The sequence below is a fragment of the Nocardia arseniciresistens genome (assembly GCF_046764875.1).
GTDB classification, from domain to species: domain Bacteria; phylum Actinomycetota; class Actinomycetes; order Mycobacteriales; family Mycobacteriaceae; genus Nocardia; species Nocardia arseniciresistens.
In genome coordinates this window covers 194,280-219,870 of the sequence record NZ_JBKORD010000006.1, presented here as the reverse complement: position 1 = coordinate 219,870, position 25,591 = coordinate 194,280, and the positions used below count along the sequence as shown (strand labels likewise).

Below are 25,591 nucleotides of genomic sequence, written 5' to 3'. Positions count from 1 at the left end.
CGGCAACGGATCAGAGCGCGCAGTAGGCCTCGGTGACGGCGTCGCTGAGAGCGTACGTGCCGGGTGTATCCGCGAGCAGGTGATATTCGTTCGCTGCCGCGACCACCTGTCGGCCGCCGTCGTCGCTCATCATCATCTGGGCCTCGTAGCCGAGGACGAGACCGACGTAGCTCCACGCGCTGCCGCAAGGTGTCAGTGTGTGGAAGACACCGAGTCCGTAGCCTGCGCCGGTGTTGTCGATGGGCACGGTCGTGGTCAACTCCCGCTGCTGTGCGGGTGCGAGGAGCTGCCCGGAATACAGGGCCCTGGCAAACGCGGCGAAATCGTCCAACGTCGACACCATCGCGCCCGCCGCCCCGTACACCTGGGGATCGGAGAACGAGACGTCACGCTGCCAGGTGTAGCCGTGCAGCCAGTTGCCCCGCAGCGTGCGGTCGGTGGTGGGGAAAGTGGTGTCGCGCAGACGCAGTGGCTCGATGATGCGGGTGCCGACTTCGACGGCGGGGTGGTGGCCGGTGACGGCGGTGATGACCATCCCGGCGAGCAGATAGTTGGTGTTGGCGTAGGAGAATCGCTCGCCGGGCCCGCTGACTCGAGGCAGTGCCGTCGCGATGTCCACCAATGCCTGTGGTGTCCACGGTTGTCGGGGGTCGATGTTGGCCAGGTAGGGCAGCGAAACTCGTGGGTCGCCCGCGTAATCCGCGAGGCCCGAGGTGTGATTCAGCAACTGGCGCACGGTGATCGCGGTGCCGCCGGGGGGCGCGTCCGGGATCCAGCGCTCCAAGGGATCGTCGAGAGTGAGTCGCTGCTCGGCTGCCAATTGCAGCAGCACCACTGCCACGAATGCCTTGGTGAAGCTGCCGATCCGAAACTGCGCGCTCGGATCCGCGGCGGCCCCCGTGGTCAGGTCGCCGGAGCCCGTGTGCACGTACTGTGTTTCCTCGCCTCGACGGATCAGGCCGATGACACCGGGAAAGCCGTGCGCGACCGCGGCTTCCGCGCCCGTTCGCAGAATCTCGGCGGGCCGTACCAGCTCGTCGGCCCCGGCTCTACCGGTCATCGTCATCGGGATGAGCGCGGCGGCGAGCGCTGCTCGCACGGACCTGATCACGAGTCTCCCTCCAGGAAGTATTCGGTGCGGAACCTACCTCAATCAAGCACGGAAGTAGCTGGGCGCGGTGCTTGCTTCGCGATCGGATTCCGGTCCGGAATCCGATTCAAGTGCTGTGACCACTACTTTCTCGATGTTCGATGATGCTTCGCGCCGCACCGACCGCAATTGTCTCGCTAGCGTTCCCGCCCTAGCGGTCGGCGCCGGCAACTGACGGGGGAGAATGAATGAGCACGCCCAATTTCGAGTATCTCGACATACCGGCGGGCCGGTTTGCACTCGCGGATATGCGGTCTCGTCTAGGCGCGCGCATCATCGACACGGTGATTATCGGCATCCCGATCGGCATCGTCGACGCCGTCATCTACAGGGCCTCGGTGCCTTACGACGATTCGGCCGAAGTCGGCTCGGGCTTCGGCATCGACGAATTGCTGCTCGCCATCGTGCTCGGTCTCGCTTTCAGCTTCGCCTATGAAGTGGGCCTGACCGCGACGCAGGGCGCGACATTCGGCAAGAAGGCCCTGGGTATCCGGGTGGCGAGCGCCGATACCGCCGGTGCGCCCGGCGAAGGCATCGGTATCGGCCCGGCCTGCGCCCGATGGGCGACCCTCATGCTCCCCAGCGCACTGTGCGGCCTGTGGGGACTGCTCTGCTCGGCGTCACCACTGCGCGACGGCGCCGCCAGGCAGGGATGGCACGACCGGGCGAGCAAGACCTATGTGCTGGCGATGATTGCCGAGCCATGACCGAAAAGGCCCTGATTCACCGCTATACCCGCGCGCGCGTTCTCCACTTGGCGGCCGTGGGCCTGGCCGCGTAATTGCCACGTGAGCTCGCAGATCTGCGCGATCGCCTGCGCGGGTATCGCCTCCCCGAAACAGGCAAGCCCGCCACTCGGATTCACCGGCACCCTTCCACCCAATGTCGTTGCGCCGCTGCGTAACAGGGCCTCCGCTTCGCCTGTTTCGCAGAGCCCGATGTCCTCGTACCAGTCCAATTCCAGAGCGGTGGAGAGGTCATAGACTTCCGCGAAGGACAGGTCGGCGGGCCCGAGCCCGGCCTCTTCGTACGCGGCGTGCGCGATGGCGGAACGAAATGTGCGTGGTTGGGGCGCAACGGCCACGGCGGAGTCGGTTGCGAAGTCCGGCAGGTCGAGAACGGTTTTCGGGAACGTCGGCGTGACCGTCGACAGTGCCCGGATACGGACAGGGTCGGCGACGCCGTGGCGACGTGCGTACTCCATCGACGTCAGCACCAGCGCGGCCCCGCCATCGCTGGTCGCGCAGATGTCGAGCAGCCGCAACGGGTCCGAGACGATCGCCGAGGCGGCGATCTCCTCGACCGAAACCTCTTTGCGATAGCGGGCGTAGGGGTTGTTCAGGCCGTGTCTGGCGTTCTTCACCTTGACCGCGGCGAAATCGTCGAGCGTTGCGCCGTGTATCGCCATCCGGCGGCGGGCATAGAGCGCGAAATAGATGGGGTTGGTAGCGCCGAGCAAGTGGAAGCGCAACCAGTCCGGATCGTCGCGGCGGTCACCGCCGACCGGCTGGAAGAAGCCCTTCGGGGCGGCGTCCGCGCCGACCACCAGGGCCACCTCGCACAACCCTGCCAGGATCTGGGCGCGTGCGTTGGCGATGGCCTGCGCACCGGAGGCGCAGGCGGCGTAGCTACTCGAGATCCGCGCACCCGACCAACCCAGCGCCTGGGCGAACGTCGCGCCCGAGACGAAACCGGGGTATCCATTGCGGATCGTGTCCGCGCCGGCGATATAGCCGACGTCGAGTTGCTTCACCCCGGCATCTGCCAGCGCCGCGCGTGCGGCTACCAGGCCGTACTCGACGAAATTGCGCCCCCACTTGCCCCACTGGTGCATGCCGGCACCGAGGACGGCGATGTCGCGATCATTCGTGTCAGTCATCGATCGGCCTCCACATCCACACCGTGTGCTCCGCTTCGTCGTCCTCGTACAGCGTGCCGAGGGTCAATTCGACCGGCATGCCAACGGCCAGGTCGTCCACCGTGAGGCCGCGCACGACCTGCCCGAGAATCACCATCTGCTCGACTTCGAGCTCCACTGCCGCTACGACATACGGCTCGAACGGGTCGGGCGAGACATAGGGCGGTGGCGGTTTGTAGCGGGCGTCCGCGTACGACCAGATCCGGCCACGCGTGGAGAACAGGTATTCGGCGAGCTCGGAGCCGTCCTTCGGGCCCGCACAGTGTGGGTTGCGACAGGCCAGCGCATTCCGCGGGAAATATGGTGTGCCGCAATCATTGCAGCGAGTTCCCTGGAGACGTACCACGCCGTCGTTCGCGGTGAACCAGTCTGCCACGGCGGGGCGTTGTTCTTTCTGCACAGGCCGACGGTATAGGAACACGTTCTACTTTGGGGCGGAAATCCGTCACAGCGGTGCGTGAGCGGAGGTACGGTGAGCGCGGATTGAGGACGTGACTACGTCCTCGAGTCGATCTGGAGTGCCACAACGCAATGGGTTCCAAAGCTATCGAACCGCGGACGATCCGCAATGTCACGATCATCGGGGATCCCGGCGAGACGACACAGGTGGTCCACCGACTGCTGCGCTGTTTCGGCGATACCAACTCCGGCACGGTCCATTGGGCGACGGGCCGTGTCGAGCACACGATCCGCGTCGACGAGCTATCGAGCCACGCGCCCATCGCGGACCTGGAGCGGTCCATCCGGGTAGCCGACGGGGTGATTGCGGTCGTGAACGCTGCTGTGCGCAGCGCGCCGCGACTCGAGACGATGTTGCGGGTCGCCGACGACCATCAGGTCGCACGGCTGTGCCTGGTCAACGGGCTCGGTCGGCCCGGCGCCGACTTCGACCGCTGCGTCCGCACGATCGCCGACATTCGTGGCGCGGTGCCGTTGACGCTGCAGATTCCCATCGGCGTCGGCGCCGATTTCGAAGGTGTCCTCGACCTGGTCCCGCTGTGGGCGCTCGAACCGATGGCCGTCGAGATCTACGGGAGCCACGGGAAAGTTGCCGAGCAGCGGTATCGCCCGGACGCTTTTCCCGGTTCACGAGCGATCCCCCTGGAGCAGTTGCATCACCGCATCCGTCACCTCACCCGCATCGGTGACGTTGTTCCCGTCCTATGCGGTGCGGCACCCAGAAGTAACGACATCGCCCCACTCCTGGACGCCATCATCCGATATCTGCCGTCTCCCTTGGATGTCGGTCAACCGGAACACGCCCTCGACTACTGACCGGAGGCCGCCGCGCATCTCGTTCCCGCCGGATCGTCGTCATCGCGGTGAGTCACAATCGCCTGGTCACACTGCGAGCGATGAACCGCCCGTTCCGGTCCGGAATATCCGTTCGCGGCCCCCCACCTGCCGATATGGGCTTGATAGTGCGGCATCACGTTGGCGGCGGCCGTCGCGGATTTCCTACTGTTGGGACATGGATTCGATTCGCCGAATCCACTCGGCCACGGGGATCCGAGACCACGAGCGGAGCGGGTATTTCGTCGGCTGGGCCATGTGGAGGGGAGTCCAGCCGGCGTAATCCCCGTTGTGCGCCGAAGAAGGTGTGGCAAGCAGATATGCCGCGGGTCGAAGGGGAGTTACCCCCGGTTACTGTGTGGCCTCGACAGTCGTGACGGACCGACTGGGCGGGCCGATGCAGCCGAGGAGGCAGGATGACTGAAGAAACGGCTGTGCCGGTCGTTGTGGTGATGGGTGTTTCCGGGTGCGGTAAGTCGACGGTGGGTCGGTCGATTGCCGAGGCGCTGCGGGTCGAATACTCCGAGGGGGATGACTTCCATCCGGAACAGAACATCGCGAAGATGGCGGCGGGGGTGCCGCTGACGGACGAGGATCGGGCACCATGGCTCGACATCATCGCGGGGTGGTTGGCGGGACGGGGGAGTCACGGCGGGGTGGTCAGCTGTTCGGCGCTCAAGCACAGTTATCGAGATCGGTTGCGTGCCGCCGCTCCGGAGGCGTTCTTCGTGCATCTCGCCGCATCGCGCGACGAGCTCGCGCAACGAATGGCTGCGCGGCGTGGTCATTTCATGCCATCGAGCCTGCTCGACTCGCAGCTGGCCGCGCTGGAACCGCTGTCCGCCGACGAGCACGGCATCACAGTTGACGCCACCCGCCCGCCGGCGGAGCTGGTTCAGGATGTCATGGCAGCGTTGGGGATTCGGCCCAGCGACTAGTTGGCCGGGACGGTGGGCGCGGGGCAGGTGCCGTCCGACAGCACAGGAATGCAGATCCCCGTCGCGTCGGCGAGCAGGAAACCGCCGCCGACGACCAGCGCCGCCACCGCGATCGCGCCGAATATCAGCACCCACAGCAGGCCGGGCAGGTGGGTGAGCCTGGCGAGCTGGTCGGCGTCGGAGTCGGCGCCACCGGGGTTGTTCCAGCGCCGCCTTCGACCACGCTGTAGTTCGATGACGGGTCGTGCTCCCGCGAGCAGCAGGAACCAGGCTCCGAGGTACGCGAAACCCGCTTGGAGCGTGTCAGTTCCGAACCACGACACGGCAAAGACGATGGCGCCCAGTCCGAATACGGTCAGCAGGCCGTAGATATTGCGGACCTTGATCAGCACCGCGGCGAGCAGGACGATGGTGGTCCACAACATCAGCGTGATCCGCTCGGAGCCGAGCAGTGCCGCGAAACCGAGGCCGAGTAGCGGTGGCGCGGGATAGCCCGCCATCGCGGTGAGAATCATCCCGAGGCCGTAGGGTTTTCCGCTCGAGACGGTCAAACCCGAAGTGTCCGAATGCAGTGTGATGCTGTTGAGCCTGCGGCCGGTCAATAGCGCGAACAATGCGTGACCACCCTCGTGCGCGATGGTGACCACGTTGCGTGTCAGCCGCCAGACCGGGCCGTAGGCCACCAGCAGCAGCGCCGCTACTCCGGCACCTACGACCAACCACCACGGCGGCGCCGCCTGTGTCGTTGTCAGCCGATCCACGATCGACGTGCCACGTTCGACGAATTCCGCTCTGCTCACCGACGCACCTTATCCGTCGAAACCTGGTCGCGCCCGTCTCGGTTCAGACGAGGGTGACGACCTCGGCGTGCTCGGCCGACCGGCGCGCGGCCTCCAGGATCCGCAACGTGGTGATCGCGTCCCGTGGATCGACGGGGACGGCGGCCCCGTCGAGCAGGGCGGCGGCCATCGCCGAATAGAACGCGGGGTAATTGCCTGCGACGGTGGGGTACGGCACCGCATCGGGGTCCGCCCCGAGCAGCCCGTATCGCTCGGGATCGACTGTGCCCCAATTTCGCTCGCCGTCATCGGGCCGTCGGCCCGCGCGCAGCGCATCCTCCTGCGGATCCAAACCGTAGCTGAGGTAACCCGCTTCGGAACCGAGGACCCGAAACCTCGGACCGAGCTGCGGAGCCACCGCACTCATCCACAACTGGGTTCGAACGCCCGACTCATGGGTGAGCGCGAGGAACGCATCGTCGTCGGTCTGGATACCCGGCCGCCGCCTGTCCAATTCGCAGTACACCGCGCGCACCGGCCCCAACAGTGTCAGCGCTTGGTCGACGAGGTGGCTGCCGAGATCGAAGAGCAGACCGGCGCCGTCCTCGGCACTGCCGACCTCGCGCCATCCGCCCTTCGGCACCGGCCGCCACCGCTCGAACCTCGACTCGAAACGCCGCACATCGCCGAGCCGACCGGCGGTGACGAGTTCGCGAACGGTCAGGAAGTCACCGTCCCAGCGGCGGTTCTGGAAGACCGACAAGTTCAACCCGGTCTGTTCGGCACGTTCGACCAGATCCTCGGCCTCGCCGACGGTCACGGCGAACGGTTTGTCGACGACCACCGGCAGACCCGCGTCCAATGCCCGCCGTGCCAGCGGCGCATGGGTCCGATTGGGCGTGGCGATCACGACGAGATCGAGCCCGCTCGTGTCGCCGAACAGTTCGTCGGCGCTCGCGACCACCCGCACGCCAGGATGCTCTCGCCGCGCCTGCGCCGCCCGCTCCTCCGACCCGGTGACCACCGCCGCGACCCGCATGCGCGGCTCTGCGGCGATGAGCGGCGCATGGAACACCGATCCGGCCAGTCCATACCCGACAATCGCGACCTCGAGACTGCTCACCCCGCAGACGCTACCTCGCTTATCCGGCAGCGGTGCTTCAGTGCAAGGTGTCAGTCCGGTTCCCCAGGTCCGCGTTGAAGATCACGCTCTGCGACACGCGCACCATCCTTGGCGGCCTCACGCTCGCGGTGCTCGTCAGCCCCTGTATCCGCCCAGTGTTCTCCGACTGCCGCACCGCCCCATGCTGAGTCCACGCCGAACGCATCACCCTGGTGTGCTGCGGCCGCGGCTGGGTTGGATCGAGCGTCGTCGGCGATGCTGGCGCCAATATCGCCGCCGACAACAGGTCCTGGCCCGCGCGCACGAGCAGTTGCCGTGGCAACCCCAACCGGGATAAAGCCTGACGTATGAATCCTCGGGCAGATCGACTGAACAGCAGATCCCGAATCCGTGGAAGATCTCGCGCGCCGACCGCACTGTCGTTATCCGCGATGCCATCGGCGGCTACGTCACCAAAGTGGAGAGCTATCGGCACGGCGAGCTGACCGGCGTTCGGTTGCTGGTCAGGGTTCCCATTCCGTGGGCGGGCAGCCAGCGCGATTTGTGCTGAATGCCCTATCTCGCTATAAAGTCCACGAAAGTCTCGACATTCCCCGGCTGCATTCCGGTATCGGTCAAGACCCTGAAATCACACCTGCTCCGCAGGCCGTACCAGCGTCCTTTGTCAATCCGAACACTCGAGTGAAGCAGATAGTCACGCGGGATGTCGGAATGATTATCCGAGTATCCCAAGATGCCGTCTATTGTCGTGCGACAGCTCATCGAACCGTAAACAAAATTCTGGGTCGCTGATGTGAGCTTCAGAGACCAGGCGAGCGTGCCCGTGCCATAGTCCATCTGTCCGGTGAATCGAGCGACGTTGTTCTGATATTCTTTGTACGGCTTGCTCAGTGTAAATTCGAGGTTCGCGGGATTGGGTTCCGCAGCTGCCGACACGGAAAAAATCGACAGGAAAGTTGCGGCTGAGATCAACGCCAAAATAAGCTTGTTCACTTCTTGCCCCCCGCATTGTATTTCTGTTTAAGCTTCGACCCAGGTTATAAGTACAGCACGCCGATCGTGCGAGTCTTGCTGGGCGAACTCATAATCTACGTCGACGATATCTCCAATATTGATTGCGTCGAAATTTCTTCCCCGAAGAGAATCCAAGCCGAACCAGATTTGATCACCAGCCACGGACTCGATGATCCCAGTCGCGCGCTTCCTATTCCAACGCCAAATCTTGCCGCGCGCAGTATGAACCCCCTCAGTTTGCATTCCACCGACGATACGGGGTTGGTGTGCCTCGCGCAATCACTCCCGAACGACACCGACACGGGGGCAATAGGTCCAGGATCCGCGCGAGTGCGCATCGTTGCAGAACGCGGCGCAGCCAAACCCGTCCAACACCGCATCCGTGCCGCCAAGGACACCGGACTGACCAGCATGCCGTCCGCAGCTTCGATGCCAACCGCATCTGGATCGCTCTCGCGTGGATTTGATCGCGTGGATGCAGACCCTGGCCCTACGCGACCACGACGCACCCGCTGGAACCCGAAAACCCCGGTCCCACCTCATGGGTCAAGGTAGAGGCGCTCGTTGGGAAGTCGGGGAATCCCGCTCGTGTCGCCGGGGATCACGTTCACTGCATCGATGTAATGGTGTGATCGGTGGTCTTCAACAAAACACAGTGCCGCAGTCAGGCACGCGGAGAAGTCCATTCGCACGCCATGCAGGAACACGCTCAGGTGAACATCCTTCTCGCCCGGCATCGGAGAAGCGTTGGCGCTCATGGTGTTTCCGTGTCTCGGACGCTGATCAGGCGTACAGGGACGGCTTCCAGCTTGTCGGGGTTGTCGTACAACTCGGGCCAACCGTTCGCGTCAACCACACAGAGCGTTCCATCCGTCATGTGCACGGTCGGCCGACTATCCACCGGAGCCAGCTCGAGCTTCGCGCGGGTGTCCTCATGGAACACCGTGAGCAGTTCCCGCACTGACGGGGCGATTTCGCCTTCGGGCATATAGACCACGACGTCATCGGACATGAGCCACCGCCTGTACCTTGCCCGGTCCCAAACACGCGCGAACCGACTCGATGACGAGCAGACCAGAAGGCCGGAAGGTGTCACGCGGGGGTTCGATCCATCGTCTGATCGCACCGGATTGCGCGGTCGGGGACGGTAACGCCACCGTGCCCCCTTCGCGGATCACAGACACGTTGTGCCGGAACAGATCAGCGAACAACGGCATATCGTCGGGTACGTCGGGTCTGATCAAAAATGACCATCTGTTCGACCGTGGATGCGACAGAATCGGGCCGATAGCCGTTCCACGTCGACCCATGTCATGTTTGACCGATTGCCCCAGCGGTGCGGGCATCGTCAGTGCTCCAACGTGTGTTGCTTGCATGATGATGCGACCGAGACTCGGCGGGTCGAGGTTGGCGGGCAGATCGCACACCCTGCGGTAGAACAAGCATCGGGACATCGGGGTGTCCCCGAACGGAATGTGTTTCATCACAAGACCTCTGCTTGTGTTGGCAGTGAGGTTGGTGCGCCCGATGCCGGAGGGCTCGACACCCGGCACCGGGACGTTTCAACGGTGCGGTCCCTGCCCGAAGGGCATACGCGACGGCTCCGAGTAGCTCGGTGTTCGTTTCGCCCACGTAGGCGTTGGGCGGCCCGGTGAAGGGGTCTCGTTGTGGAAGCTCGTTGTTCGGCATCTGCCGACCTCCGGACATCGACTCGATCTATGGGTGACCCGACGACCGGGTGGGTTGCAGTCAGTGCGTCCCGGTAGTGTCTCGGTTCAAGTCGCGCCCGGCTGGAATCGGTTGAGTGGCTTCCTGATCCAAGATGTTCCCCGGTCGTCGGGACTCCAGAACAGCACTGGACAAACCCGTGACGCAAGCGCATCATGCAATTGCATCGCACCTTGTCTGAATCCCCTGAGCGGTTATCACGATTGCGGCCATCCTTTTGCACGGCGCAAGCAAACACCGCCCATCATGAGAAGCGAGGAACCGTGACGGACGAAGACAACGCGACAACGCTGCCGCGCCGACAGCTCGGCCAGTACCTTCGCGATGGACGCCTGGCAGTCAACTTGACCCTCGAAGAGGTCGCGCCACTGATGCAGTGGTCGGCTAGCAAACTCTCACGCGTCGAGCAGGGCAAGAGCCCCGGCGTGCGCGTGGTGGACGTTGAAGCGCTCTGCCGTATCTACGGGACAGACGACCCCGCAGTCGTCGCGGGCTTGGTTGGTCTCGCCAAGCAGTCTGCGGGCAAGAGTTGGTGGCACGCATTCGACGACGTCATTCCCGGAAATTTCGACCTGTACGTTGGTCTCGAATCGAGCGCGCGAACCCTGACGATCTTCCGACCCGACATGCTGTCTGGACTTTTTCAGACACCGGACTACGCCAACTCGTTCGACCGCATCTACTTCCCGGACATCGCCGACGAGGAGTTGAGCAGGCGCGCCCAACTCAAAGCGAAGCGACAAGCGGTGATTACGCGAAAAACCAACCCGGTCAACGTCGATCTGATCGTCCACGAATCAGTACTGCGCTCGATGGCCGGCGGGCCGCGCGTGATGGCAGAACAACTGAACTACCTCGCGAACATGCCCGCGAACGTGACCGTGCGAGTGTTGCCGTTCTCAGCAGGATTCCCGGTTGGCATCTCGACCGGCCCGTTCACATTGCTGGACTTTGGGCAGGATACCAAGGGGCGCGACGTGGCTCCCACCGTGGTTTACATCGAGTCGTACGCGGGTGACATGTACTTGGAGCGAGCGAAAGACGTCGCGAGGTATCGTCAGGCGTACAGCGTCATTCAACAATCGTCGCTTGACGTTGCATCGAGCAAGCGCCTTCTACGGCAAATAGTAAGGGAGTATCAAGGGTGAACGTCGATCTGTCGGGGGCGAAGTGGTTCAAATCCAGCCGCAGCGCAGGGGGCAAGGACTGCGTGGAGATCGCGCACCTCGACGGAGGCGTGGTCGGCGTGCGTGACTCCAAGAACCCGACCGGCCCGGCGCTAGTCTTCACACCTGCCGAGTGGGATGCGTTCACCGCAGGCGTAGCAGCCGGAGAATTCGGCCGCTCGTAACTGCTGCCCGCCTACGTGTTTCGTAATCGGAGCGCGTAGGCGGCCCCGGCATCTGGCGCTTCCTGAGTGAGCGACCGGGAACTCGCGCAGGTCCGGACTCCGTGCTTATAGCGTCGACGAGCTGGTGGCACTGCTGGCGTACACAGCATCGAATAGGTCCCAGCCGTTGCGGCGGCCGACTGTGCGCGCCTTTGTCATCCAGCCCGCGTCGATGGACGCGCGGACCGCGCCGGGCTTGTTCAGGTTCGGCACACGGTCACCGATCCAGATGAAACCGGACACGGACGGCCCGCCGTCGGGGACCTGGCGCTCACCGTCGGCGCGGACGACCAGTGTCAGGTCTGCCACTGACCCGAGTGGTCGCAGCCGCAGGACTCCTCGCAGCCGTCTACATGCTGGTGGTAGTTCTTCCAGAGGTACTGCTGCGCACCAACCGTGAGCATTCGGCGGCGGTGTTCTTTCGTCGTCGCGCGATGCTGATGCGGGTCCATGGATCTGGCTAGCGGTTTGTCGAGCGGGCCGATCACCGCGACATGGTCACGGCCGGACTGCCTTCACCAGTTGGCGTTTGCTTCGTCGTTCAGACGTTGGAGGGCGTTGTCTATCCAGGAGGTGAAGCGGGCGGCGAGGTCGGTGGGGGTGGTGGGCTGGACGGTGATGTGTCCGGCGCGGACTTCGGTGTAGCGGCCGTCGCCGGTGATGTCGTGCCATTGCAGGACGTGCCAGGGAGTGGAGAGTTTGTTGACAGCGCCGGTGAGTAGACCGGCGCTGCCGCCGCCGTCCGACGGGCGGCGCAGTAGGCGTCGGTACCGCTCGCGCGGGGTATTGCGGGCGACGTCTTCGAAGAAGCCCTTGCGAGGGCGCAGGTCGTCGGGGTGGAAAGTGGCCGACTGCTGTTTGCCGGGCCGCACAGTGGGGATCGCGGCGGCGAGGCCGGCGGGCAGGTTCTCGGGGCGGAAGGTGCGCAGCCGGATCGGTCCGTCCCGTTCAGTGGAGGCGGACTGGAACAAGGTGACCGCGTGATGAGTGTTGCGGGCGCCGACGATGCGATACATCGTCACGGAGCCGTCGCGCGCTTTGTGTTTGGTTGTGCCGCCGAGAATTTCGATCCGAACGTCCGAGGTCGACAAGGTATGCAGGGCGAGCTGAATGCGCTGGAGTTCGTCGGTGGTATAGCGTTCGCGCACTGCGTGCCGGTGGGCGGCGAATTCGTCACGCAGCTCGAATCGGCTGCGGTAGTGCAGTGGATTAGGAAACCGGTCATTCGCGGCGCTGTACCATAGTGCAGCGAAATCGTCGGGGTCCCAAGTCCATTCAGCCATCAACAGGTCCTATCGGGTAAAGCTGGGGGTCGGTCGCTCAGTTCGGGTTGTCGCCGGGTTTCGAAGCGGGGATATCCAGTGGCCGAGTGGGATCCTGTCCAACGGGCAGCACGGGGATCTGCGCATCGTGCTCGCCGAGGCGAGCCCGATAGTTGGTGTCCATCGCGTTCTGGGCCTCGGCCTCGGCGTCATTGCGAGCACGCTCTTCCTCGGCGGCCCTCGGCGGCCAAACGTTCGCGGTCCACGAATGACGTCGGTAGCCAGGGATGGCCTTCTTCGTATCGACGATCGCGCTCGCTGATTCGGCGATCTGGTTCGATAGCCGCGTCAGCAGCGGTTCGAGTTTGCGAGCATCATCGGTATACCGCTCGATCGCATCCTTGGCCTTCTCCGCGGCCGCGCCTTCCCAGGCTTGCGAGATGGAGTTGGTGATGGAGCGGGCAAAGGTCTCCAAACCCTGATCCCAGTTGGTCGCGGCGTTGGAAAAGTCCAGGGCCGCCTTGAATGTCGGGTCTACATTCACGCCTTCGAAAGCGTCGTTGATCTCGCCGTGCGTCCAACTGAGAACATCCTCCCCATCGCCGGGGATCTGCTTGCGTTCGTTTTCGCTCATTTGAGTCCTGCCTTACTCGACCGGCATCGGCCACGAGAAGATCCGCGCCGGTGTGGGCGGCCGCTGTGGCAGGTTTGCTTCTTTGTCGCGGTAGGTCGCGGCCCACGTGGCGTCCTGCGCGCACAGGCGTTCACGGATCGTTCGGAACAGGGACTGAAAGTCTTCCACGATCTTGTAGTGGGACTCCATTACCTCGTATACGCCGTTGTTCGAGCCCTTGGCCTTTTCCCGGTAGCGTTTCACCATCGTCTTCCCCGAGATGAGATCTTTGCCGTTTTTGCCGACGTAATGCTCACCGAGCCCCCACGACTCCTGCTTGGAGATCGCGTCCATATCTGTCTGGATCAGTCGGATCTGGTCCTTGAAGAACTGACAGTCTCGGTCGAGGTATACGAACTGCTCCGGATCCATCCGCACCAGCAGGCGACCCTCTCGCGCCGCACCGATGAAGTTGGTCAACGGGCTGGCCGGGGCTTTGTCGTCACTCATGATTGCTTCCCTCCGGTGAAACCTGATCAGCCTTGCCGCGATCAGGCCGTGGCGGGCACTGTTGGCGCAACCTTCTCCGCCAAGGTTCGAGCGAGCCGGCAAGTATCGGTGCTGCCGGTGTCCCGGTTCGATGGCGGGTTGGTCAGGTCGAACTCGAGGCTGCCACCCTGCATCTCGACGGTGACTGTGCACACCGCGCCCGGATGCTCCTGGACCTGTCGTGTCGCGATTGCTCGTCGCCCGCCGATGGTGAACTCTTGGGGATCGCTGAAGTGGCGGTCCCGCGTCATGTCGACAGTGAGGTTCGTTGTCCAGATGACCGCCACATATCCATCGGTGCGTATCCATCGACAACCGCGCCACTTGATTCCGCCGTCGGCATCGAGACCGGCGGGCCCGGCCGCCCGCAACTGTTCTGATGCCAACACACTGTCCGGAATGTTCTTGCATGGGTCGTATCCGCGCGGCACGTCGGCCGCGACCGAAGGCCCCGACATCGTGGTCGCGCCCGCGGAGGGTTCAGTGCCACCGTTGCCCGACGGTTCACATCCCGCGAGCACCGGCCCGGCGGCCAGCACTCCTGCCATGAGGGAGACTCCCACGATCGCTCGCATGCTCACCCCGCTTCCCACTGTTCGCCTGATTCGTTCCGGCGACTATAACAACGGCGTCGACCCCGTTCCGATGCTCGCGCTCGAGTGCATCCGGCGCCCGCTTTTTCGAAGGGTTTGCTGGGGTCGTAGTCATCCGTCACCCGCGACGGGTGGCCGAATACTCCTGCTCGGGACGTCCGGTGGTGCCGTAGCGCAGCTGCATCCGCACCGTGCCGGAGCCGACCAGATTGGCGAGATAGCGCTGGGCGGTGGCTCGGGAGATGCCGATCGCGGTGGCGACTTCGCCTGCGGACAAGGGTGCGGTGGCTTCGAGGATCGTGTGCAGGACAAGGTCTTTGGTGGGGGAGGCGACGGTCGCGGGGATGGTGGGCGTGGCGGCGGGGCGCAGAGCCTGGAGCGCCTCTTCGATGCTCGCACTGTCGACCTGCGGGGTGGCCAGTGTTCGGCGATAGCGGGCGTATCCGGCCAGCCGGGCCGCGAGCACAGTGTGCGGGAACGGTTTGACGAGATAGGCGAGTGCGCCCGCGGATAATGCGGCCCGGACGCTGGCACTGTCGGTGGCCGCCGTCAGAACCATACTGTCGCAGTGCAGTTCGCGGACCAGGTCGATACCGGAACCATCGGGCAGGTAGACATCGACCAAGGCGAGGTCGATGGTGTGGGCGGCGAGCAGTTCCCGCGCGGACGCCAGGGTGTTGGCGGTGCCCGCGACGGTGAAGCCCGCGATGGATTGCGCGATTCCGGCGTGCAGGTTCGCGACTCGGAAATCGTCGTCGACCACCAGGACGGTCAGAGCTGTTGTGGCCATGGCATCTCGCTGTCTACGAGCACTCCGGGGATTCGGGCAATGAACTCGGCGCCGACAAGGGGCGGACTGTCACCGCGCGGGCTGGCGAGACGGACCTCGCCACCATGGGCGCGGGCGATCTGGCGGATCAATGCGAGGCCGACGCCACGGCCGCCGGGTACGCCGCGGTCCTCGCGGGTGGAGGTGCCCTCGGTGAACAAGGTGTCGAGCATGCCGGTGGCGATGCCGTCACCACTGTCGGCGACGACAATATGCAGCGTCGAATCCTCCTGCACGAGTTCGACTTCCACCTGCTTTATCGGGTTGTCCGAGATACGGGCCGCATCGATCGCGTTGTCGAGCAGGTTGCCGAGCACGGTGGTGACGTCCACGGGATCGGCGAGGCTGCCTGCTACCCAGGTGTTCGGGCCGAGGACGAGTTCGACGCCGCTTTCGCGTGAGTGCGCCGCCTTGGCCGCGAGAAAAGCTTGCAGATACGCATCGTGGATTGCATCGATACCCGGTGTGGCCGCGCCCAAGGGACCCGCGCCGATCAGCTCGTCGATGACGTGCGAGGCCTCCTCGGTGCGTCCACCGTGCAGCAGGCCGCTGAGCAGGTGCATCTTGTTGGAGAACTCGTGACGTTGTGCGCGCAGCACGGTGCTCATCGATTGCACGGCATCGAGTTGGCGGGTCAGCGATTCCACATCGGTGCGGTCGCGCACTGTGAGCACCGCGCCGAGATCGTGGCCGTCGCGGCTGACCGGCCTCGCGGAGACGACCACGATGTGCGAGCCGATCGTGGCCGGAGCCGGCTGCTCATCGAGCGCCCGAAAGACTTCGAGAACCCGTGGTGTCAAACCGATCTCGTCCACCGGACGACCGGTTCCGGCATCGATGTCGAGCAGTCTGCGCGCTTCGTCGTTGACGAAGGTGGTGCGCCACGACGAGTCGACGGCCAATACGCCCGCGCCGATGCCGTGCAGCACCGCGGCCTGGCCGCGCACCAGTTCGGCGAGCTCGGCAGGTTCGAGTCCGAGGGTGAGCCCGCGCCATCGGCGGGCCAGCATGGCCGAGCCGAGGATGCCGACCAGCAGCGCGGCCCCGATGAGCAGGGCGGCGGTGCGCAGATCGTCGAGTAGCTGCCCGCGGACCGCTCCGGTCGAGATGCCGACACTGACCTGGCCGACGACCGCATCGGAATCCGCGGCGACCACAGGCACTTTCGCGCGCACCGAGTCGCCGAGCGTCCCACGCTCCTCGACGATGATTTCGCGACCCGCCAAGGCTTCCGAAGGGTCGGTGCTGACATGTTCGGCCAGCCGCGCCTGGTCCGGATGTGCCAGCCGGATGCCCGCGTCATCGGTGATCACGACGAACAGCGCACCGGTGTGTTCGGTGGTGTCGACCGCGATCCGTTCCAACGGGCCCGCGGCCAACTGTTCGCGCGACTCCGGATCGGTGCCGACGATCCCCGGCGCGTACCTCGCGACCTCGCCGCGCACCGTTGGGTCGGCGGCCACTGTGCGCGCGATGGCGAGTGCGCGCTGCCCGTACGCGTCGCGCAGCCGTTGTTCGCTCACATAGCCGAACACCGCGAAGGCGACACCGAGGGTCAGCGTGACGACCACGATCTGCAGCAGCAGAACCTGGGTGCGTAACCGGACGGCCGGTGTGCCTTCTTTGGCCATTTCCGCAGCATAATGCACCTCGCTGCGCGTGAGCAGAATGCGCACAACCTTCGAATCGGGGAGTTTGCACGGGTTGTGCGCACAAGTCTCGATGTGTGACGCGGACCACGTAACTTTCGCTCTACCTGATCCAGTAGGAGCAAAGAGAATGACCGAACCACTGATCGAGCTGCGGAGCGCGACGAAGCGCTTCCCCGGCACCGGCGGCGGCATCCACACCGCCGTCCGGAATCTAAATCTCACGGTGCGACCCGGCGAATTCGTTGCCGTCGTCGGGCCGACGGGATGCGGAAAATCGACCACCCTGTCGCTGGTGTCCGGGTTGCAACCGGCCTCGGCCGGGCGGACCTTGGTGCGTGGCAAGGATGTCGAGGGCATCCCCAGCGGCGTGGGCTACATGTTCCAGCAAGACGCGGTGCTGCCGTGGAAGAGTGTCCTCGACAACGTCGCCTTCGGCCCTCGGCTGCGCGGCGCCTCGAAGTCCGAGGCCCGCGAGAAGGCCGCGAACTGGGTGCGCATCGTCGGCCTCGCCGGATTCGAGGGCTATTACCCGCACCAGCTCTCCGGCGGCATGCGCAAGCGGGTCGCACTGGCGCAGACGCTGGTCACCGAGCCCGAGATCCTGCTGATGGACGAGCCGTTCAGCGCGTTGGATGTGCAGACCCGGCAGCTGATGCAGGACGAGCTGCTGCGGGTGTGGGCGGGCACCGGTGCGGCGGTCATCTTCGTCACCCACGATCTGGAAGAGGCGATCGTGCTCGCCGACCGGGTGATCGTGATGACCGCGAGCCCGGCGACGGTCTGCGGCGACTTCACCGTGGGGCTGGAACGCCCGCGCAGCGTCGAGGAGGTTCGGCTCACCACCGAGTTCCGCGACATCTACAAGGAAATCTGGGAAACGCTGCGCGACGAGGTCGAGGCAGCTCGAGGCAAGGGAGCCTCTCGTGTCGCATAACGTGCTCATCGAGGCGGCCGCCTCCTCGCCCGAGGTCGAAATCGAAACCGAGCAGCAGATTCTGGACCGGGTGCGTGGCAATGCCCGCAGGGAGCGGCTGCGGACCTGGGGGTTGCGCGCCGCGCTCGTCGCGATCTGGCTCGGCGCGTGGGAGTTGACCGCTACGCTGTGGATCGACCCGTTCTTCTATTCGAAGCCCTCGGCGATCTGGGGTCGCCTGGTCGAATGGTTCTCCGAGGGAACGCAATTCGGGTCGATCTGGCTGCAGATCTACACCACCGTGCAGGAGGCGGTGCTCGGCTTCGTGATCGGCACCGTCGCGGGCGTCGTGCTCGGCGTGCTGCTCGGCCGCAGCAGGTACTGGGCGGAGGTGCTCGCCCCGTTCATCAAGGCGCTCAACGCAGTTCCGCGTATCGTGCTCGCGTCGCTGTTCATCATCTGGTTCGGTCTGGGACTCAGCTCGAAGGTCGCGACCGTGGTGGTACTGGTGTTCTTCGCGGTGTTCTTCAATGCCTTCACCGGTGCCAGGGAAGTCGATGGCAATGTCATCAACAACGCTCGCATCCTCGGCGCGAGTCGCCGTCAGGTGCTCGGCTCGATCGTGCTGCCGAGCGCGACAACCTGGATCCTGTCGAGCCTGCACACCGCCTTCGGTTTTGCGCTGATCGGTGCGGTGGTAGGTGAATATGCCGGTGCCAGTAAGGGTTTGGGCCTGCTGATCAGTAATGCGCAGGGCACCTTCGACTCCGCGGGTATCTATGCGGGCATGATCATCATTACGGTCATCGCGCTCATCGCCGAATGGGCGATCGGTCTCGCGGAGAACCGATTGCTGAAATGGCGTCCCTCGCAGTCGACTTCGAACCACGGGATCTGACGATGAGGTACTACAAGCACCTGACGGTGATTGTCGGGGTGATCGCGGCGCTACTGCTCGCCACCGGTTGCCGGGATTCCCGCACCATTCCGATGGTCGACGGTCGCCCGCAGGTCACCATCATGGTCGGCGGCCTGGAGAAGGTGATCTACCTGCCCGCCATGCTCGCCCAGCGTCTCGGCCTGTTCGAGAAGAACGACATCGACGTGAAGCTGCTCGGCGAACAGTCCGGCGCGTCCGCGGAAACCGCGCTGCTCACCGGCGATGTGCAGGCCGTCGTCGGATTCTACGACCACACCATCGACCTACAGGCCAAGGAGCAGTGTCTGACGTCGGTGGTGCAATTTGCCGATGTGCCGGGGGAAGTGGAACTGGTATCGAAGCAGGACGCCGAAACCATCACCTCCGCGGCCGGTCTGCGCGGCAAGAATCTGGGTGTGACCTCGCTCGGCTCGTCGACCGACTTCCTGACCCAGGCGCTGACCGGGCAGGAAGGCATGAGCACCGCCGACTACACCCGTGTGAAAGTCGGTGCGGGCCAGACGTTCATCGCGGGCATGAACCACAACGGGATCGACGCGGGCATGACCACCGATCCCACCGTCGCGCAGATGGTGAACTCCGGTGACGCGAAGATTCTGGTGGACATGCGTACCGAGGAAGGCACGCGCGCCGCGCTCGGCGGGCTGTACCCGGCGTCGTCGCTGTACATGCGGTGCGACACCGTCGACGCGCACCCGGACATCGTGAGAAAGCTCGCGGCGGCGTTCGTGCAGACCCTGCAATGGATCAAGACGCACACGCCGCTGGAGATCGCCGAAAAGATGCCGCCGCAGTACGCGTCGGCGGGCAAGGATCTCTACGTCCAGTCCATCCGCGACTCGATCGGCATGTTCAACGGCGACGGGCTGATGAAACCCGAAGGTGCCGAGAATGTCCTGAACATTCTCGGCAAGTACTCGAAGAACGTGAAACCGGTGCGTGACCGCATCAAATTGTCCGATACCTACACAACGCGATTCGTTGAGCAGGCGCTGCGGTCGTCGCAGCAATGACGGGAAACCGGTGGGCGGGTCCGCCGCAATCCGGTTGACCCTGCCATCCACGTAGCTACGGAGGAGGACGCACGTCCTCCTCCGTAGCTGCTCAGCAGCGGCGTCGCACTGCCCGCGCGACATGGCGGAGTGCGGATCAGCTGCCGGCGCGCGCCGGTTCACCCTTTTCCTGGGCGGCGAGGTCGGCCTTCCACGTGCGGAAGCCTTCCTCGGTGCGGCCGCGCCGCCAGTAACCGGAGATCGATCCCGCCCACTCGACGGGCACATTGCGTTCGCGACGGATATAGCGGCGCAGATCGTGCATGACGGACTGGGCCTCGCCGTGGATGAAGACCTGGACCTGGCCGTCGTCCCATGGCGCATTGCGGACCGACTCGGCGAGTAGTTCGCCGGTGGGGCGCGCGCCGCGATGCAGCCAGGTGATCTCGATGCCGTCGGGCGCGCTCAGCGGCAGCTCGTCCTCAGGGCCGGATACCTCGATGAACGCGCGTCCGCGCGCGGTCGAGTCCATGGCTTCGAGCGCGGCGGCGATGGCGGGCAGCGCCGCCTCGTCACCGGCCAGCAGATGCCAGTCGGCGTCCGTGCGTGGTGAGTACGCTCCGCTGGGACCGAAGGCGTCGATGGTGTCGCCGGGCTGGACAGCTGCCGCCCACGGACCCGCGATGCCCTCGTCGCCGTGGTAGACGAAGTCGACGGCGAGCGCGCCTGCCTCGGCGTCGATGGAGCGAACGGTGTAGGTGCGCAAAACGTCGATGCCGTCGCGCGGAAAAATGAACTTCACGTAGGAGTCACTGAACTCGCTCGGCTGGAACGCGGCGAAGCCGGGTCCGCCGAGATGGACCCTGATGAGGTGGGGTGTCAGCTGTTCGGTGCGTTGCACGGTCAGTGTGGTGCGGGGGCGGGCCAAGGTAACCTCCGATTATTGAATATTAGGGTTGCCTTACACGGTACCCGGTTGATCGTCGAACCGTCGTTTGTGTGTATTACGCGGCGCGTGGGCGTTGTAACGCCCACGTTCATGCGAACCTCGCGGCGGCCCGACATATTCGCTGGCTCAACAGCGATGATGCGCGGGCTGTTCCCCGCGGTGGCGGGCAAGCCGCCATACGGCCGGTAGCGTGACCCCTCATGACAGCCTCTGACCGTCAGCTTCAAGCGGACATGGCGCCCATCGGTCCGGACGGATCGACAGGATCGAGCGAGGAAGGTTACTCGCGAGGACTCAATCCACGCACGATTCAGATGATCGCAATCGGCGGTGCGATCGGCACCGGCCTGTTCTACGGTGCGGGCGGCGCGATCGAGCAAGCTGGCCCCGCCTTGATCCTGGCCTACCTCGCCGCGGGCGTCGCGATCTTCGTGATCATGCGGGCGCTGGGGGAGTTGCTCACCTATCGACCGGTCTCCGGCAGTTTCGCCGAGTACGCGAACGAATTCGTCGGACGCTTCGCCGGGTTCGTCACCGGCTGGACCTACTGGGCGGTGTGGGTCGCCACCTGCATGGCCGAGATCACCGTCGCGGGCAAATACGTCCAGTACTGGTTCGATATCGAACCCTGGATCACCGCGCTGGTGGTGCTCGGGGTGATGTTCGCGGCGAATCTGATCTCGGTGCGGCTGTTCGGCGAGGGCGAATTCTGGTTCTCCACCATCAAGGTCACCGCGATCATCGGCATGATCCTCATCGGTATCGGGGTGCTGATGTTCGGATTCGGACATGCTGCCAACCCGACGGTGACCAACCTGTGGGCCGATGGCGGGGTGTTCCCGAACGGTATGGGGCAGTCGCTGCTGGTATTGCAGATCGTGCTGTTCGCCTATGTGGGTGTGGAATTGGTCGGCATCACCGCGGGCGAGGCGCGCGAGCCGCGCAAAACGCTGCGCAAGGCGATCAACACGCTGCCTTTCCGAATCGGGCTGTTCTATGTCGGCGCGCTGCTGGTGATCATGTCGGTGTCGAGCTGGCGCACCTTCCATGCCGGGCGCAGCCCGTTCGTGGAGGTGTTCGAGCAGATCGGTATCCCCGGCGCGGCGGGCATCATCAACTTCGTGCTGCTGACCGCGGCGTTGTCCTCGTGTAACTCGGGTATCTACTCGACCGGCCGCATGCTGCGTACCCTGTCGCTGCACCGGGAAGCACCCGCCGCGCTCGGCAAGCTCAACTCGCGCTCGGTCCCATTCGCGGGTATTTGTGCCTCGGCCGCGGCGATGGTCATCGGCGTGATCGTCAACATCATCTCGCCGGACAAGGCCTTCGCCTACATCACTTCGGTCAGCACCATCGGCATCATCTTCGTCTGGGGCATGATCCTGGTCTGCCATCTGATCTATCGGGCCAAGGTGGCGCGCGGTGAGCTGCCAGCCAGCGACTATCGGCTGCCCGGCGCGCCGTACACGACGGTTCTGGCCCTGGCTTTCCTCGCTCTGGTGGTCGTGCTGCTGTTCTTCACCGAAAGCGGCCGCACCGCGGTCGTTGTCGGTGCAGTCTGGGCGGTGCTGGTCTGTGTCGGCTATGTGGCACTCGACAAGCTCGGAAAGCGCAGCGTCGCACCCGAACCGGTCGAGTAGCGCGCCCGCGCGGACCGGTCGACCACATCGAGGAGCGCGGCATGGTCACCATCATCGGCGGCGGCATCGCCGGGACAGTACTCGCAGGAGCCCTTGCGCGAGACGGGGTTTCGGTGACGGTCTATGAGCGGCGAGCAGTCGTCGAGGAGGGTGCGTTCCTGGTCCTCGACGGCCACGCGCACGACACACTCGGCGAGCTAGGGGTGCCCGTCGCGGATTTGCGGGCGGTCTCGCACACGGTGAACGGGCTTGCGGTCCATGAGGCGGGCGGGCCGGACCGCGTCGTTCCCGGTGACGGTCGCCGCCTGTATTTCCGTCCGGACCTGATGCGGGTCCTCACCGACTTCGCCCGCAGGTCGCCCGCCGACATTCGATACGACTGTCAGGTCATCGATTTCGATGCCGACACGGTGCGGGTCGGCGTGCCGAGCGCGGTCTCGGGGACGGACTTCGTCCGACAGCGCCCGCCAAGTGACGAGTCGCTGCCCATCGACGGCCCGCTCATCGCGGCCGACGGCATCGACTCGATGGTCCGCGCGCGCTTGGAACCCGATCGGCCCGCGGTGTACGCCCAACAGGTCGTGGTCTACGGCGTCACCGACGGGCCGCTGCCGGTATCGAGTGAGAAGTCGTTGCTGCACTTCCAGATCCACCGCGTCGGCGACGCACCGGCGACCGACGCTTTCGGGCACCTGTGGAACGACGACACCGCGGCCTGGTTCGCCCGCATCACCCGCCCGGCGATCCCGGTCGGGGATGTCGGCTTCCACCCCGTCGACGAGTGGAGCGCCGCCGTACGTGCCGTCGCACCGGACATCCCCGACCTGGTCGACGCAATGCTCGACGACACAACCACCGTCCACGTATCCAACGCGCGCAACGTTCCACTGACCAACGCGCGCCCGCCCCGCGACGACGTAATTCTCTGCGGCGACGCCGATCACGCCATAACACCGGCCGCGGGTGTCGGTGCCCGCGACGCTATCCAAGACGCGTTCGCCCTACACCAGGCCATCCGCACCGGCGCATCGCTATCGGCCGCCATGACCGCCCGCCGCGACCACATCACCACTGAGCGCGCCCGAGCCGCCCGATCCCGTCCGCGTCCGCCCGGTCGGCACACGTAACCTCGTCGAGCGGCACCGGGCTTCGGCGTCGAGCAAGAGGCTCTCTCACTCAGGCGTCATTCGCCATGGCGGACAGGTGGTGAGGCGGGCCGATAGCGGGACGGGCTCGGGCGACACCCTGGTCTTACGTCCTGCGACGGCGCTCGGGTCACTACGATCGCGAGCTATGACTACCGTGGCCACCTGGAATGTTCTGCATCGCGTGCATGCGGAGAACTGGGGGGCGGGCGTCCTCGATCAGTGGCCGGACGAGACCGAACGGATCGCCGCGGTCACCGCTCGGGTGGCGGGGCGTGGCGAGCAGGTCATCGCCTTGCAGGAGGTCAGCGGGGACCAGTTGGCGAGCCTGCGGGACGCGCTGCCCGATCGGGCTGTTCATGCCTTGCGGTATCCACGGATTCCGGTGTCTCGGCATGGGGCCAGTTCGTTGCACAACCCTGGGGAGTATCTCGTTCTCCTCGTCGATGGCGCAGGTCAGGAGGTTACCGCTGAGCCGTTCGAGAACGATCCCGGCAATGGTGCGCTCGTCGTCCGTACGGCGGAAATGCTCGTCATCGCCACCCACCTGAGCGGCGATCGGCGCCGCACCGGTCAACTGACGCGCTTGGCCGAATTAGCCACCGCCGTACCGGGATCCGCGACCGTGGTGCTCGGCGATTTCAATATCGACCGTGCCACCGTCGAGTCCGGCCTCGGACCCGAGTTCGTCGTCGCAGACCTTCCTCCGGACGCACTACCGACGCGCCCGCGCGATGAAGGCCCGAAGTCGCAGTTCATCGACCACATCGTGGTGCGCGACGCCGTGCTGGTAGACGCGGCGGTCGATGGCGCCGATGATCTATCGGACCACAACATCGTGTACGCGACCATCACTGTCTGAGTGAGCGATGGCAGGGATTTCGGTGGCGGCGCGTTCGCCGGAGATCGTGGCGCTCGCGTTGCGTCGGAGCTGTTCGCTGCTGATCATGTAGAAAGCATTGTGAGCTGTAGCCGGGCGCTATCGGTACCGCCGAGATCGGTGACGGCGTGCGATCGCGATCCACTGGGATCTCCACTGTCGTATGGAGGTATGGATGACAACCAAGACGCTCGCAGAGTTGGTGCCCGGCGACCTGCCCGCCGGGATCGCCGCGTTGCCCGAAGACGTGCAGGCCGAACTCGCCGCATTGGTGGTGCGAGCGGGGCGCAAACAGAGCGAGGATCTCGGCGCGGCGGCGATGTCACTGCTGGACTTCATGCCGCGATTGCTGCGCGGCGCGGTCAAGAAGGCAGCCGGACTGTGAGCGGCGCCGATACCATGGTGAACCCCCAGCTGATCAAACTCGCACGGACGCTCGGTGTTCCTGCCGATCAGCTGACCTATCTCGACGAGGTGCCCGACTCGGACCTTCGCGCCTTCCGACTCCAGGTGGCCGACCTGTTCTTCGAGAGTCAGTCCGAGGGCCTGCGTCGCGTCGTCGCCGCGAGCAAGGTGATTCCGACCTCGATCATCGCGAAACTGGTGACGCGCACCCGCAACGCGCTGTTCGCGGCGAAGACCTCGGAAGTACTCGATGCGTCGCACGCCGTGGACGTCGCCAGACGGTTGCCCGCCGACTTCCTTGCCGAGGTCGCGGCGTACCTCGATGCACGCCGATCGGCACCCATGATCGCCCGGTTGTCCGCCACGATCGTGGTCGCTGTCGCCGAAGTGCTTGCCGCACGCCAGGATTGGATCACGCTTGGTGATCTGGTCGCCACGATCTCCGACGACGCGGCACGCGCCGCCGAAGCATCCCTCGACGGCGTCGGCCTGGTCCGTTCGGCCTACTGGGTCGACGATGCCGAGCATCTGGAGCGGTTCGTCGGCCTGGCCTCCGCCTCGAAGCTCACCGAAATGCTGATGGCCGCAGCCGAACATGATCTGTGGTCGGAGTATCGGCCGACCCTTGCTGTGCTGTCGGACGCCGCCGTCGAGGCGGTACGCGCCGCGGCGGAGCAGTTGCCGCCGGACCAACGCGACCGGGCGCTGGCCGAGATCGACGGCCGCCGTTCGGCTTCGTAACAGGGAGCCCGATGCCACAAGGCTCTATGCGCGCGAATCTGCCTGAACCTCAGGGCTTTTCGGCAGCCGCCTCGAGCGCGTCGAGCCGCACTTCCTGCACCTGGCGAACCTTGGCGTCGCTATAGATCGGGGTGAGCCCGATGCCACCCATCGAC

The 25,591-nt window shown here is 65.0% G+C and carries 29 protein-coding genes; 13 read left to right on the top strand and 16 right to left on the bottom strand.

What is annotated here, in order from left to right:
• Nucleotides 1–10: 10 nt before the first annotated feature.
• Entirely contained in the window at nucleotides 11–1,111 is a 1,101-nt protein-coding gene (locus tag ACLMAJ_RS13070) for a serine hydrolase domain-containing protein (protein WP_412013892.1), read from the bottom strand.
• A 227-nt stretch (nucleotides 1,112–1,338) separates the two neighbouring features.
• Here ACLMAJ_RS13070 and ACLMAJ_RS13065 point away from each other — a divergent pair, with 227 nt between their 5' ends.
• Complete coding sequence (locus ACLMAJ_RS13065) at nucleotides 1,339–1,857, top strand: RDD family protein (RefSeq protein WP_412013891.1); 519 nt, start codon at nucleotides 1,339–1,341, stop codon at nucleotides 1,855–1,857.
• Here ACLMAJ_RS13065 and ACLMAJ_RS13060 read toward each other — a convergent pair.
• Complete coding sequence (locus ACLMAJ_RS13060; RefSeq protein WP_412013890.1) at nucleotides 1,827–3,029, bottom strand: lipid-transfer protein; 1,203 nt, start codon at nucleotides 3,027–3,029, stop codon at nucleotides 1,827–1,829. The genes ACLMAJ_RS13065 and ACLMAJ_RS13060 overlap by 31 nt on opposite strands.
• The gene (locus ACLMAJ_RS13055; protein WP_479725033.1) at nucleotides 3,022–3,468 is read right to left on the bottom strand and encodes a Zn-ribbon domain-containing OB-fold protein; all 447 of its coding nucleotides are present in this window, start codon (nucleotides 3,466–3,468) and stop codon (nucleotides 3,022–3,024) included. The genes ACLMAJ_RS13060 and ACLMAJ_RS13055 overlap by 8 nt, the downstream gene beginning before the upstream one ends.
• Nucleotides 3,469–3,599: 131 nt before the next feature.
• On the opposite strand from ACLMAJ_RS13055, the gene ACLMAJ_RS13050 reads away from it, so the two are divergent.
• Both ACLMAJ_RS13050 and ACLMAJ_RS13045 read left to right on the top strand, forming a co-directional pair.
• Nucleotides 3,600–4,343, top strand: coding sequence for a GTP-binding protein (locus ACLMAJ_RS13050; RefSeq protein ID WP_412013889.1), 744 nt, complete (start codon nucleotides 3,600–3,602; stop codon nucleotides 4,341–4,343).
• Nucleotides 4,344–4,777: 434 nt separating this feature from the next.
• Nucleotides 4,778–5,299, top strand: coding sequence for a gluconokinase (locus ACLMAJ_RS13045; RefSeq protein WP_412013888.1), 522 nt, complete (start codon nucleotides 4,778–4,780; stop codon nucleotides 5,297–5,299).
• On the opposite strand, the gene ACLMAJ_RS13040 is transcribed toward ACLMAJ_RS13045, so the two are convergent.
• From ACLMAJ_RS13040 to ACLMAJ_RS13020, 5 genes are all read right to left on the bottom strand, one after another.
• Complete coding sequence (locus tag ACLMAJ_RS13040; RefSeq protein ID WP_412013887.1) at nucleotides 5,296–6,099, bottom strand: M50 family metallopeptidase; 804 nt, start codon at nucleotides 6,097–6,099, stop codon at nucleotides 5,296–5,298. The two genes, ACLMAJ_RS13045 and ACLMAJ_RS13040, sit on opposite strands and share 4 nt — an antisense overlap.
• Before the next feature lie 43 nt (nucleotides 6,100–6,142).
• Entirely contained in the window at nucleotides 6,143–7,201 is a 1,059-nt protein-coding gene (locus tag ACLMAJ_RS13035) for a Gfo/Idh/MocA family oxidoreductase (RefSeq protein ID WP_412013886.1), read from the bottom strand.
• A 555-nt stretch (nucleotides 7,202–7,756) separates the two neighbouring features.
• Nucleotides 7,757–8,194 carry a hypothetical protein gene (locus ACLMAJ_RS13030; protein WP_412013885.1) on the bottom strand — a complete coding sequence of 146 codons (438 nt, stop codon included), beginning with the start codon at nucleotides 8,192–8,194 and terminating at the stop codon, nucleotides 7,757–7,759.
• 560 nt (nucleotides 8,195–8,754) lie between these two features.
• Nucleotides 8,755–8,973, bottom strand: a complete 219-nt coding sequence (locus ACLMAJ_RS13025) for a hypothetical protein (protein ID WP_412013884.1) — start codon at nucleotides 8,971–8,973, stop codon at nucleotides 8,755–8,757.
• Complete coding sequence (locus ACLMAJ_RS13020) at nucleotides 8,970–9,227, bottom strand: hypothetical protein (RefSeq protein ID WP_412013883.1); 258 nt, start codon at nucleotides 9,225–9,227, stop codon at nucleotides 8,970–8,972. Before ACLMAJ_RS13020 ends, ACLMAJ_RS13025 begins: the two co-directional genes overlap by 4 nt.
• 979 nt (nucleotides 9,228–10,206) lie before the next feature.
• Between ACLMAJ_RS13020 and ACLMAJ_RS13015 the strand changes: the two genes are divergently transcribed.
• Both ACLMAJ_RS13015 and ACLMAJ_RS13010 read left to right on the top strand, forming a co-directional pair.
• Nucleotides 10,207–11,091 carry a helix-turn-helix domain-containing protein gene (locus ACLMAJ_RS13015; protein WP_412013882.1) on the top strand — a complete coding sequence of 295 codons (885 nt, stop codon included), beginning with the start codon at nucleotides 10,207–10,209 and terminating at the stop codon, nucleotides 11,089–11,091.
• A complete protein-coding gene (locus ACLMAJ_RS13010) occupies nucleotides 11,088–11,294 on the top strand; it encodes a DUF397 domain-containing protein (protein WP_412013880.1) in 207 nt (68 codons plus the stop codon). Before ACLMAJ_RS13015 ends, ACLMAJ_RS13010 begins: the two co-directional genes overlap by 4 nt.
• Before the next feature lie 105 nt (nucleotides 11,295–11,399).
• Here the strand turns inward: ACLMAJ_RS13010 and ACLMAJ_RS13005 are convergent, their stop codons facing one another.
• The 7 genes from ACLMAJ_RS13005 to ACLMAJ_RS12975 form a co-directional block, all read right to left on the bottom strand.
• The gene (locus ACLMAJ_RS13005; RefSeq protein WP_412013879.1) at nucleotides 11,400–11,642 is read right to left on the bottom strand and encodes a hypothetical protein; all 243 of its coding nucleotides are present in this window, start codon (nucleotides 11,640–11,642) and stop codon (nucleotides 11,400–11,402) included.
• A 206-nt stretch (nucleotides 11,643–11,848) separates the two neighbouring features.
• Nucleotides 11,849–12,616, bottom strand: coding sequence for an ESX secretion-associated protein EspG (locus tag ACLMAJ_RS13000; RefSeq protein ID WP_412013878.1), 768 nt, complete (start codon nucleotides 12,614–12,616; stop codon nucleotides 11,849–11,851).
• Between the two features lie 37 nt (nucleotides 12,617–12,653).
• Nucleotides 12,654–13,229, bottom strand: coding sequence for a WXG100 family type VII secretion target (locus ACLMAJ_RS12995; RefSeq protein WP_412013877.1), 576 nt, complete (start codon nucleotides 13,227–13,229; stop codon nucleotides 12,654–12,656).
• 12 nt (nucleotides 13,230–13,241) lie between these two features.
• The gene (locus ACLMAJ_RS12990; protein WP_412013876.1) at nucleotides 13,242–13,718 is read right to left on the bottom strand and encodes a hypothetical protein; all 477 of its coding nucleotides are present in this window, start codon (nucleotides 13,716–13,718) and stop codon (nucleotides 13,242–13,244) included.
• Between the two features lie 41 nt (nucleotides 13,719–13,759).
• Nucleotides 13,760–14,305: a DUF3558 domain-containing protein gene (locus ACLMAJ_RS12985; RefSeq protein ID WP_412013875.1), complete on the bottom strand. Its 546-nt coding sequence runs from the start codon at nucleotides 14,303–14,305 to the stop codon at nucleotides 13,760–13,762.
• A 163-nt stretch (nucleotides 14,306–14,468) separates the two neighbouring features.
• On the bottom strand, nucleotides 14,469–15,140 hold the full coding sequence (locus ACLMAJ_RS12980) for a response regulator (protein WP_412013874.1): 672 nt from the start codon (nucleotides 15,138–15,140) through the stop codon (nucleotides 14,469–14,471).
• Entirely contained in the window at nucleotides 15,122–16,810 is a 1,689-nt protein-coding gene (locus tag ACLMAJ_RS12975; protein WP_412013873.1) for an ATP-binding protein, read from the bottom strand. Before ACLMAJ_RS12975 ends, ACLMAJ_RS12980 begins: the two co-directional genes overlap by 19 nt.
• 148 nt (nucleotides 16,811–16,958) lie before the next feature.
• On the opposite strand from ACLMAJ_RS12975, the gene ACLMAJ_RS12970 reads away from it, so the two are divergent.
• From ACLMAJ_RS12970 to ACLMAJ_RS12960, 3 genes are read left to right on the top strand one after another with little or no spacing between them, the layout of a single operon-like run.
• Nucleotides 16,959–17,765: an ABC transporter ATP-binding protein gene (locus ACLMAJ_RS12970; RefSeq protein ID WP_412013871.1), complete on the top strand. Its 807-nt coding sequence runs from the start codon at nucleotides 16,959–16,961 to the stop codon at nucleotides 17,763–17,765.
• The gene (locus tag ACLMAJ_RS12965; RefSeq protein WP_412013870.1) at nucleotides 17,755–18,642 is read left to right on the top strand and encodes an ABC transporter permease; all 888 of its coding nucleotides are present in this window, start codon (nucleotides 17,755–17,757) and stop codon (nucleotides 18,640–18,642) included. Before ACLMAJ_RS12970 ends, ACLMAJ_RS12965 begins: the two co-directional genes overlap by 11 nt.
• 2 nt (nucleotides 18,643–18,644) lie before the next feature.
• The gene (locus ACLMAJ_RS12960; RefSeq protein WP_412013869.1) at nucleotides 18,645–19,697 is read left to right on the top strand and encodes an ABC transporter substrate-binding protein; all 1,053 of its coding nucleotides are present in this window, start codon (nucleotides 18,645–18,647) and stop codon (nucleotides 19,695–19,697) included.
• A gap of 136 nt (nucleotides 19,698–19,833) precedes the next feature.
• Here ACLMAJ_RS12960 and ACLMAJ_RS12955 read toward each other — a convergent pair whose 3' ends face one another.
• Entirely contained in the window at nucleotides 19,834–20,604 is a 771-nt protein-coding gene (locus ACLMAJ_RS12955; protein WP_412013868.1) for a siderophore-interacting protein, read from the bottom strand.
• 254 nt (nucleotides 20,605–20,858) lie between these two features.
• Between ACLMAJ_RS12955 and ACLMAJ_RS12950 the strand changes: the two genes are divergently transcribed.
• From ACLMAJ_RS12950 to ACLMAJ_RS12930, 5 genes are all read left to right on the top strand, one after another.
• On the top strand, nucleotides 20,859–22,265 hold the full coding sequence (locus tag ACLMAJ_RS12950; protein WP_412014077.1) for an amino acid permease: 1,407 nt from the start codon (nucleotides 20,859–20,861) through the stop codon (nucleotides 22,263–22,265).
• Between the two features lie 41 nt (nucleotides 22,266–22,306).
• The gene (locus tag ACLMAJ_RS12945; RefSeq protein ID WP_412013867.1) at nucleotides 22,307–23,392 is read left to right on the top strand and encodes an FAD-dependent oxidoreductase; all 1,086 of its coding nucleotides are present in this window, start codon (nucleotides 22,307–22,309) and stop codon (nucleotides 23,390–23,392) included.
• Between the two features lie 166 nt (nucleotides 23,393–23,558).
• Complete coding sequence (locus tag ACLMAJ_RS12940; RefSeq protein ID WP_412013866.1) at nucleotides 23,559–24,272, top strand: endonuclease/exonuclease/phosphatase family protein; 714 nt, start codon at nucleotides 23,559–23,561, stop codon at nucleotides 24,270–24,272.
• 193 nt (nucleotides 24,273–24,465) lie between these two features.
• Entirely contained in the window at nucleotides 24,466–24,675 is a 210-nt protein-coding gene (locus ACLMAJ_RS12935; RefSeq protein ID WP_412013865.1) for a hypothetical protein, read from the top strand.
• Nucleotides 24,672–25,436 carry a hypothetical protein gene (locus ACLMAJ_RS12930; protein WP_412013864.1) on the top strand — a complete coding sequence of 255 codons (765 nt, stop codon included), beginning with the start codon at nucleotides 24,672–24,674 and terminating at the stop codon, nucleotides 25,434–25,436. Before ACLMAJ_RS12935 ends, ACLMAJ_RS12930 begins: the two co-directional genes overlap by 4 nt.
• Nucleotides 25,437–25,591: the final 155 nt, after the last annotated feature.

Bases quoted from the DNA above. Each gene is read 5' to 3' on its own strand.
- ACLMAJ_RS13065 (WP_412013891.1), top strand. From the start codon at position 1,339: ATGAGCACGCCCAATTTCGAGTATCTCGACATACCGGCGGGCCGGTTT.
- ACLMAJ_RS13060 (WP_412013890.1), bottom strand. From the start codon at position 3,029: ATGACTGACACGAATGATCGCGACATCGCCGTCCTCGGTGCCGGCATG.
- ACLMAJ_RS13050 (WP_412013889.1), top strand. From the start codon at position 3,600: ATGGGTTCCAAAGCTATCGAACCGCGGACGATCCGCAATGTCACGATC.
- ACLMAJ_RS13045 (WP_412013888.1), top strand. From the start codon at position 4,778: ATGACTGAAGAAACGGCTGTGCCGGTCGTTGTGGTGATGGGTGTTTCC.
- ACLMAJ_RS13025 (WP_412013884.1), bottom strand. From the start codon at position 8,973: ATGAGCGCCAACGCTTCTCCGATGCCGGGCGAGAAGGATGTTCACCTG.
- ACLMAJ_RS13020 (WP_412013883.1), bottom strand. From the start codon at position 9,227: ATGTCCGATGACGTCGTGGTCTATATGCCCGAAGGCGAAATCGCCCCG.
- ACLMAJ_RS13000 (WP_412013878.1), bottom strand. From the start codon at position 12,616: ATGGCTGAATGGACTTGGGACCCCGACGATTTCGCTGCACTATGGTAC.
- ACLMAJ_RS12995 (WP_412013877.1), bottom strand. From the start codon at position 13,229: ATGAGCGAAAACGAACGCAAGCAGATCCCCGGCGATGGGGAGGATGTT.
- ACLMAJ_RS12990 (WP_412013876.1), bottom strand. From the start codon at position 13,718: ATGAGTGACGACAAAGCCCCGGCCAGCCCGTTGACCAACTTCATCGGT.
- ACLMAJ_RS12985 (WP_412013875.1), bottom strand. From the start codon at position 14,305: ATGGCAGGAGTGCTGGCCGCCGGGCCGGTGCTCGCGGGATGTGAACCG.
- ACLMAJ_RS12980 (WP_412013874.1), bottom strand. From the start codon at position 15,140: ATGGCCACAACAGCTCTGACCGTCCTGGTGGTCGACGACGATTTCCGA.
- ACLMAJ_RS12975 (WP_412013873.1), bottom strand. From the start codon at position 16,810: ATGGCCAAAGAAGGCACACCGGCCGTCCGGTTACGCACCCAGGTTCTG.
- ACLMAJ_RS12970 (WP_412013871.1), top strand. From the start codon at position 16,959: ATGACCGAACCACTGATCGAGCTGCGGAGCGCGACGAAGCGCTTCCCC.
- ACLMAJ_RS12960 (WP_412013869.1), top strand. From the start codon at position 18,645: ATGAGGTACTACAAGCACCTGACGGTGATTGTCGGGGTGATCGCGGCG.
- ACLMAJ_RS12950 (WP_412014077.1), top strand. From the start codon at position 20,859: ATGGCGCCCATCGGTCCGGACGGATCGACAGGATCGAGCGAGGAAGGT.
- ACLMAJ_RS12945 (WP_412013867.1), top strand. From the start codon at position 22,307: ATGGTCACCATCATCGGCGGCGGCATCGCCGGGACAGTACTCGCAGGA.
- ACLMAJ_RS12940 (WP_412013866.1), top strand. From the start codon at position 23,559: ATGACTACCGTGGCCACCTGGAATGTTCTGCATCGCGTGCATGCGGAG.
- ACLMAJ_RS12935 (WP_412013865.1), top strand. From the start codon at position 24,466: ATGACAACCAAGACGCTCGCAGAGTTGGTGCCCGGCGACCTGCCCGCC.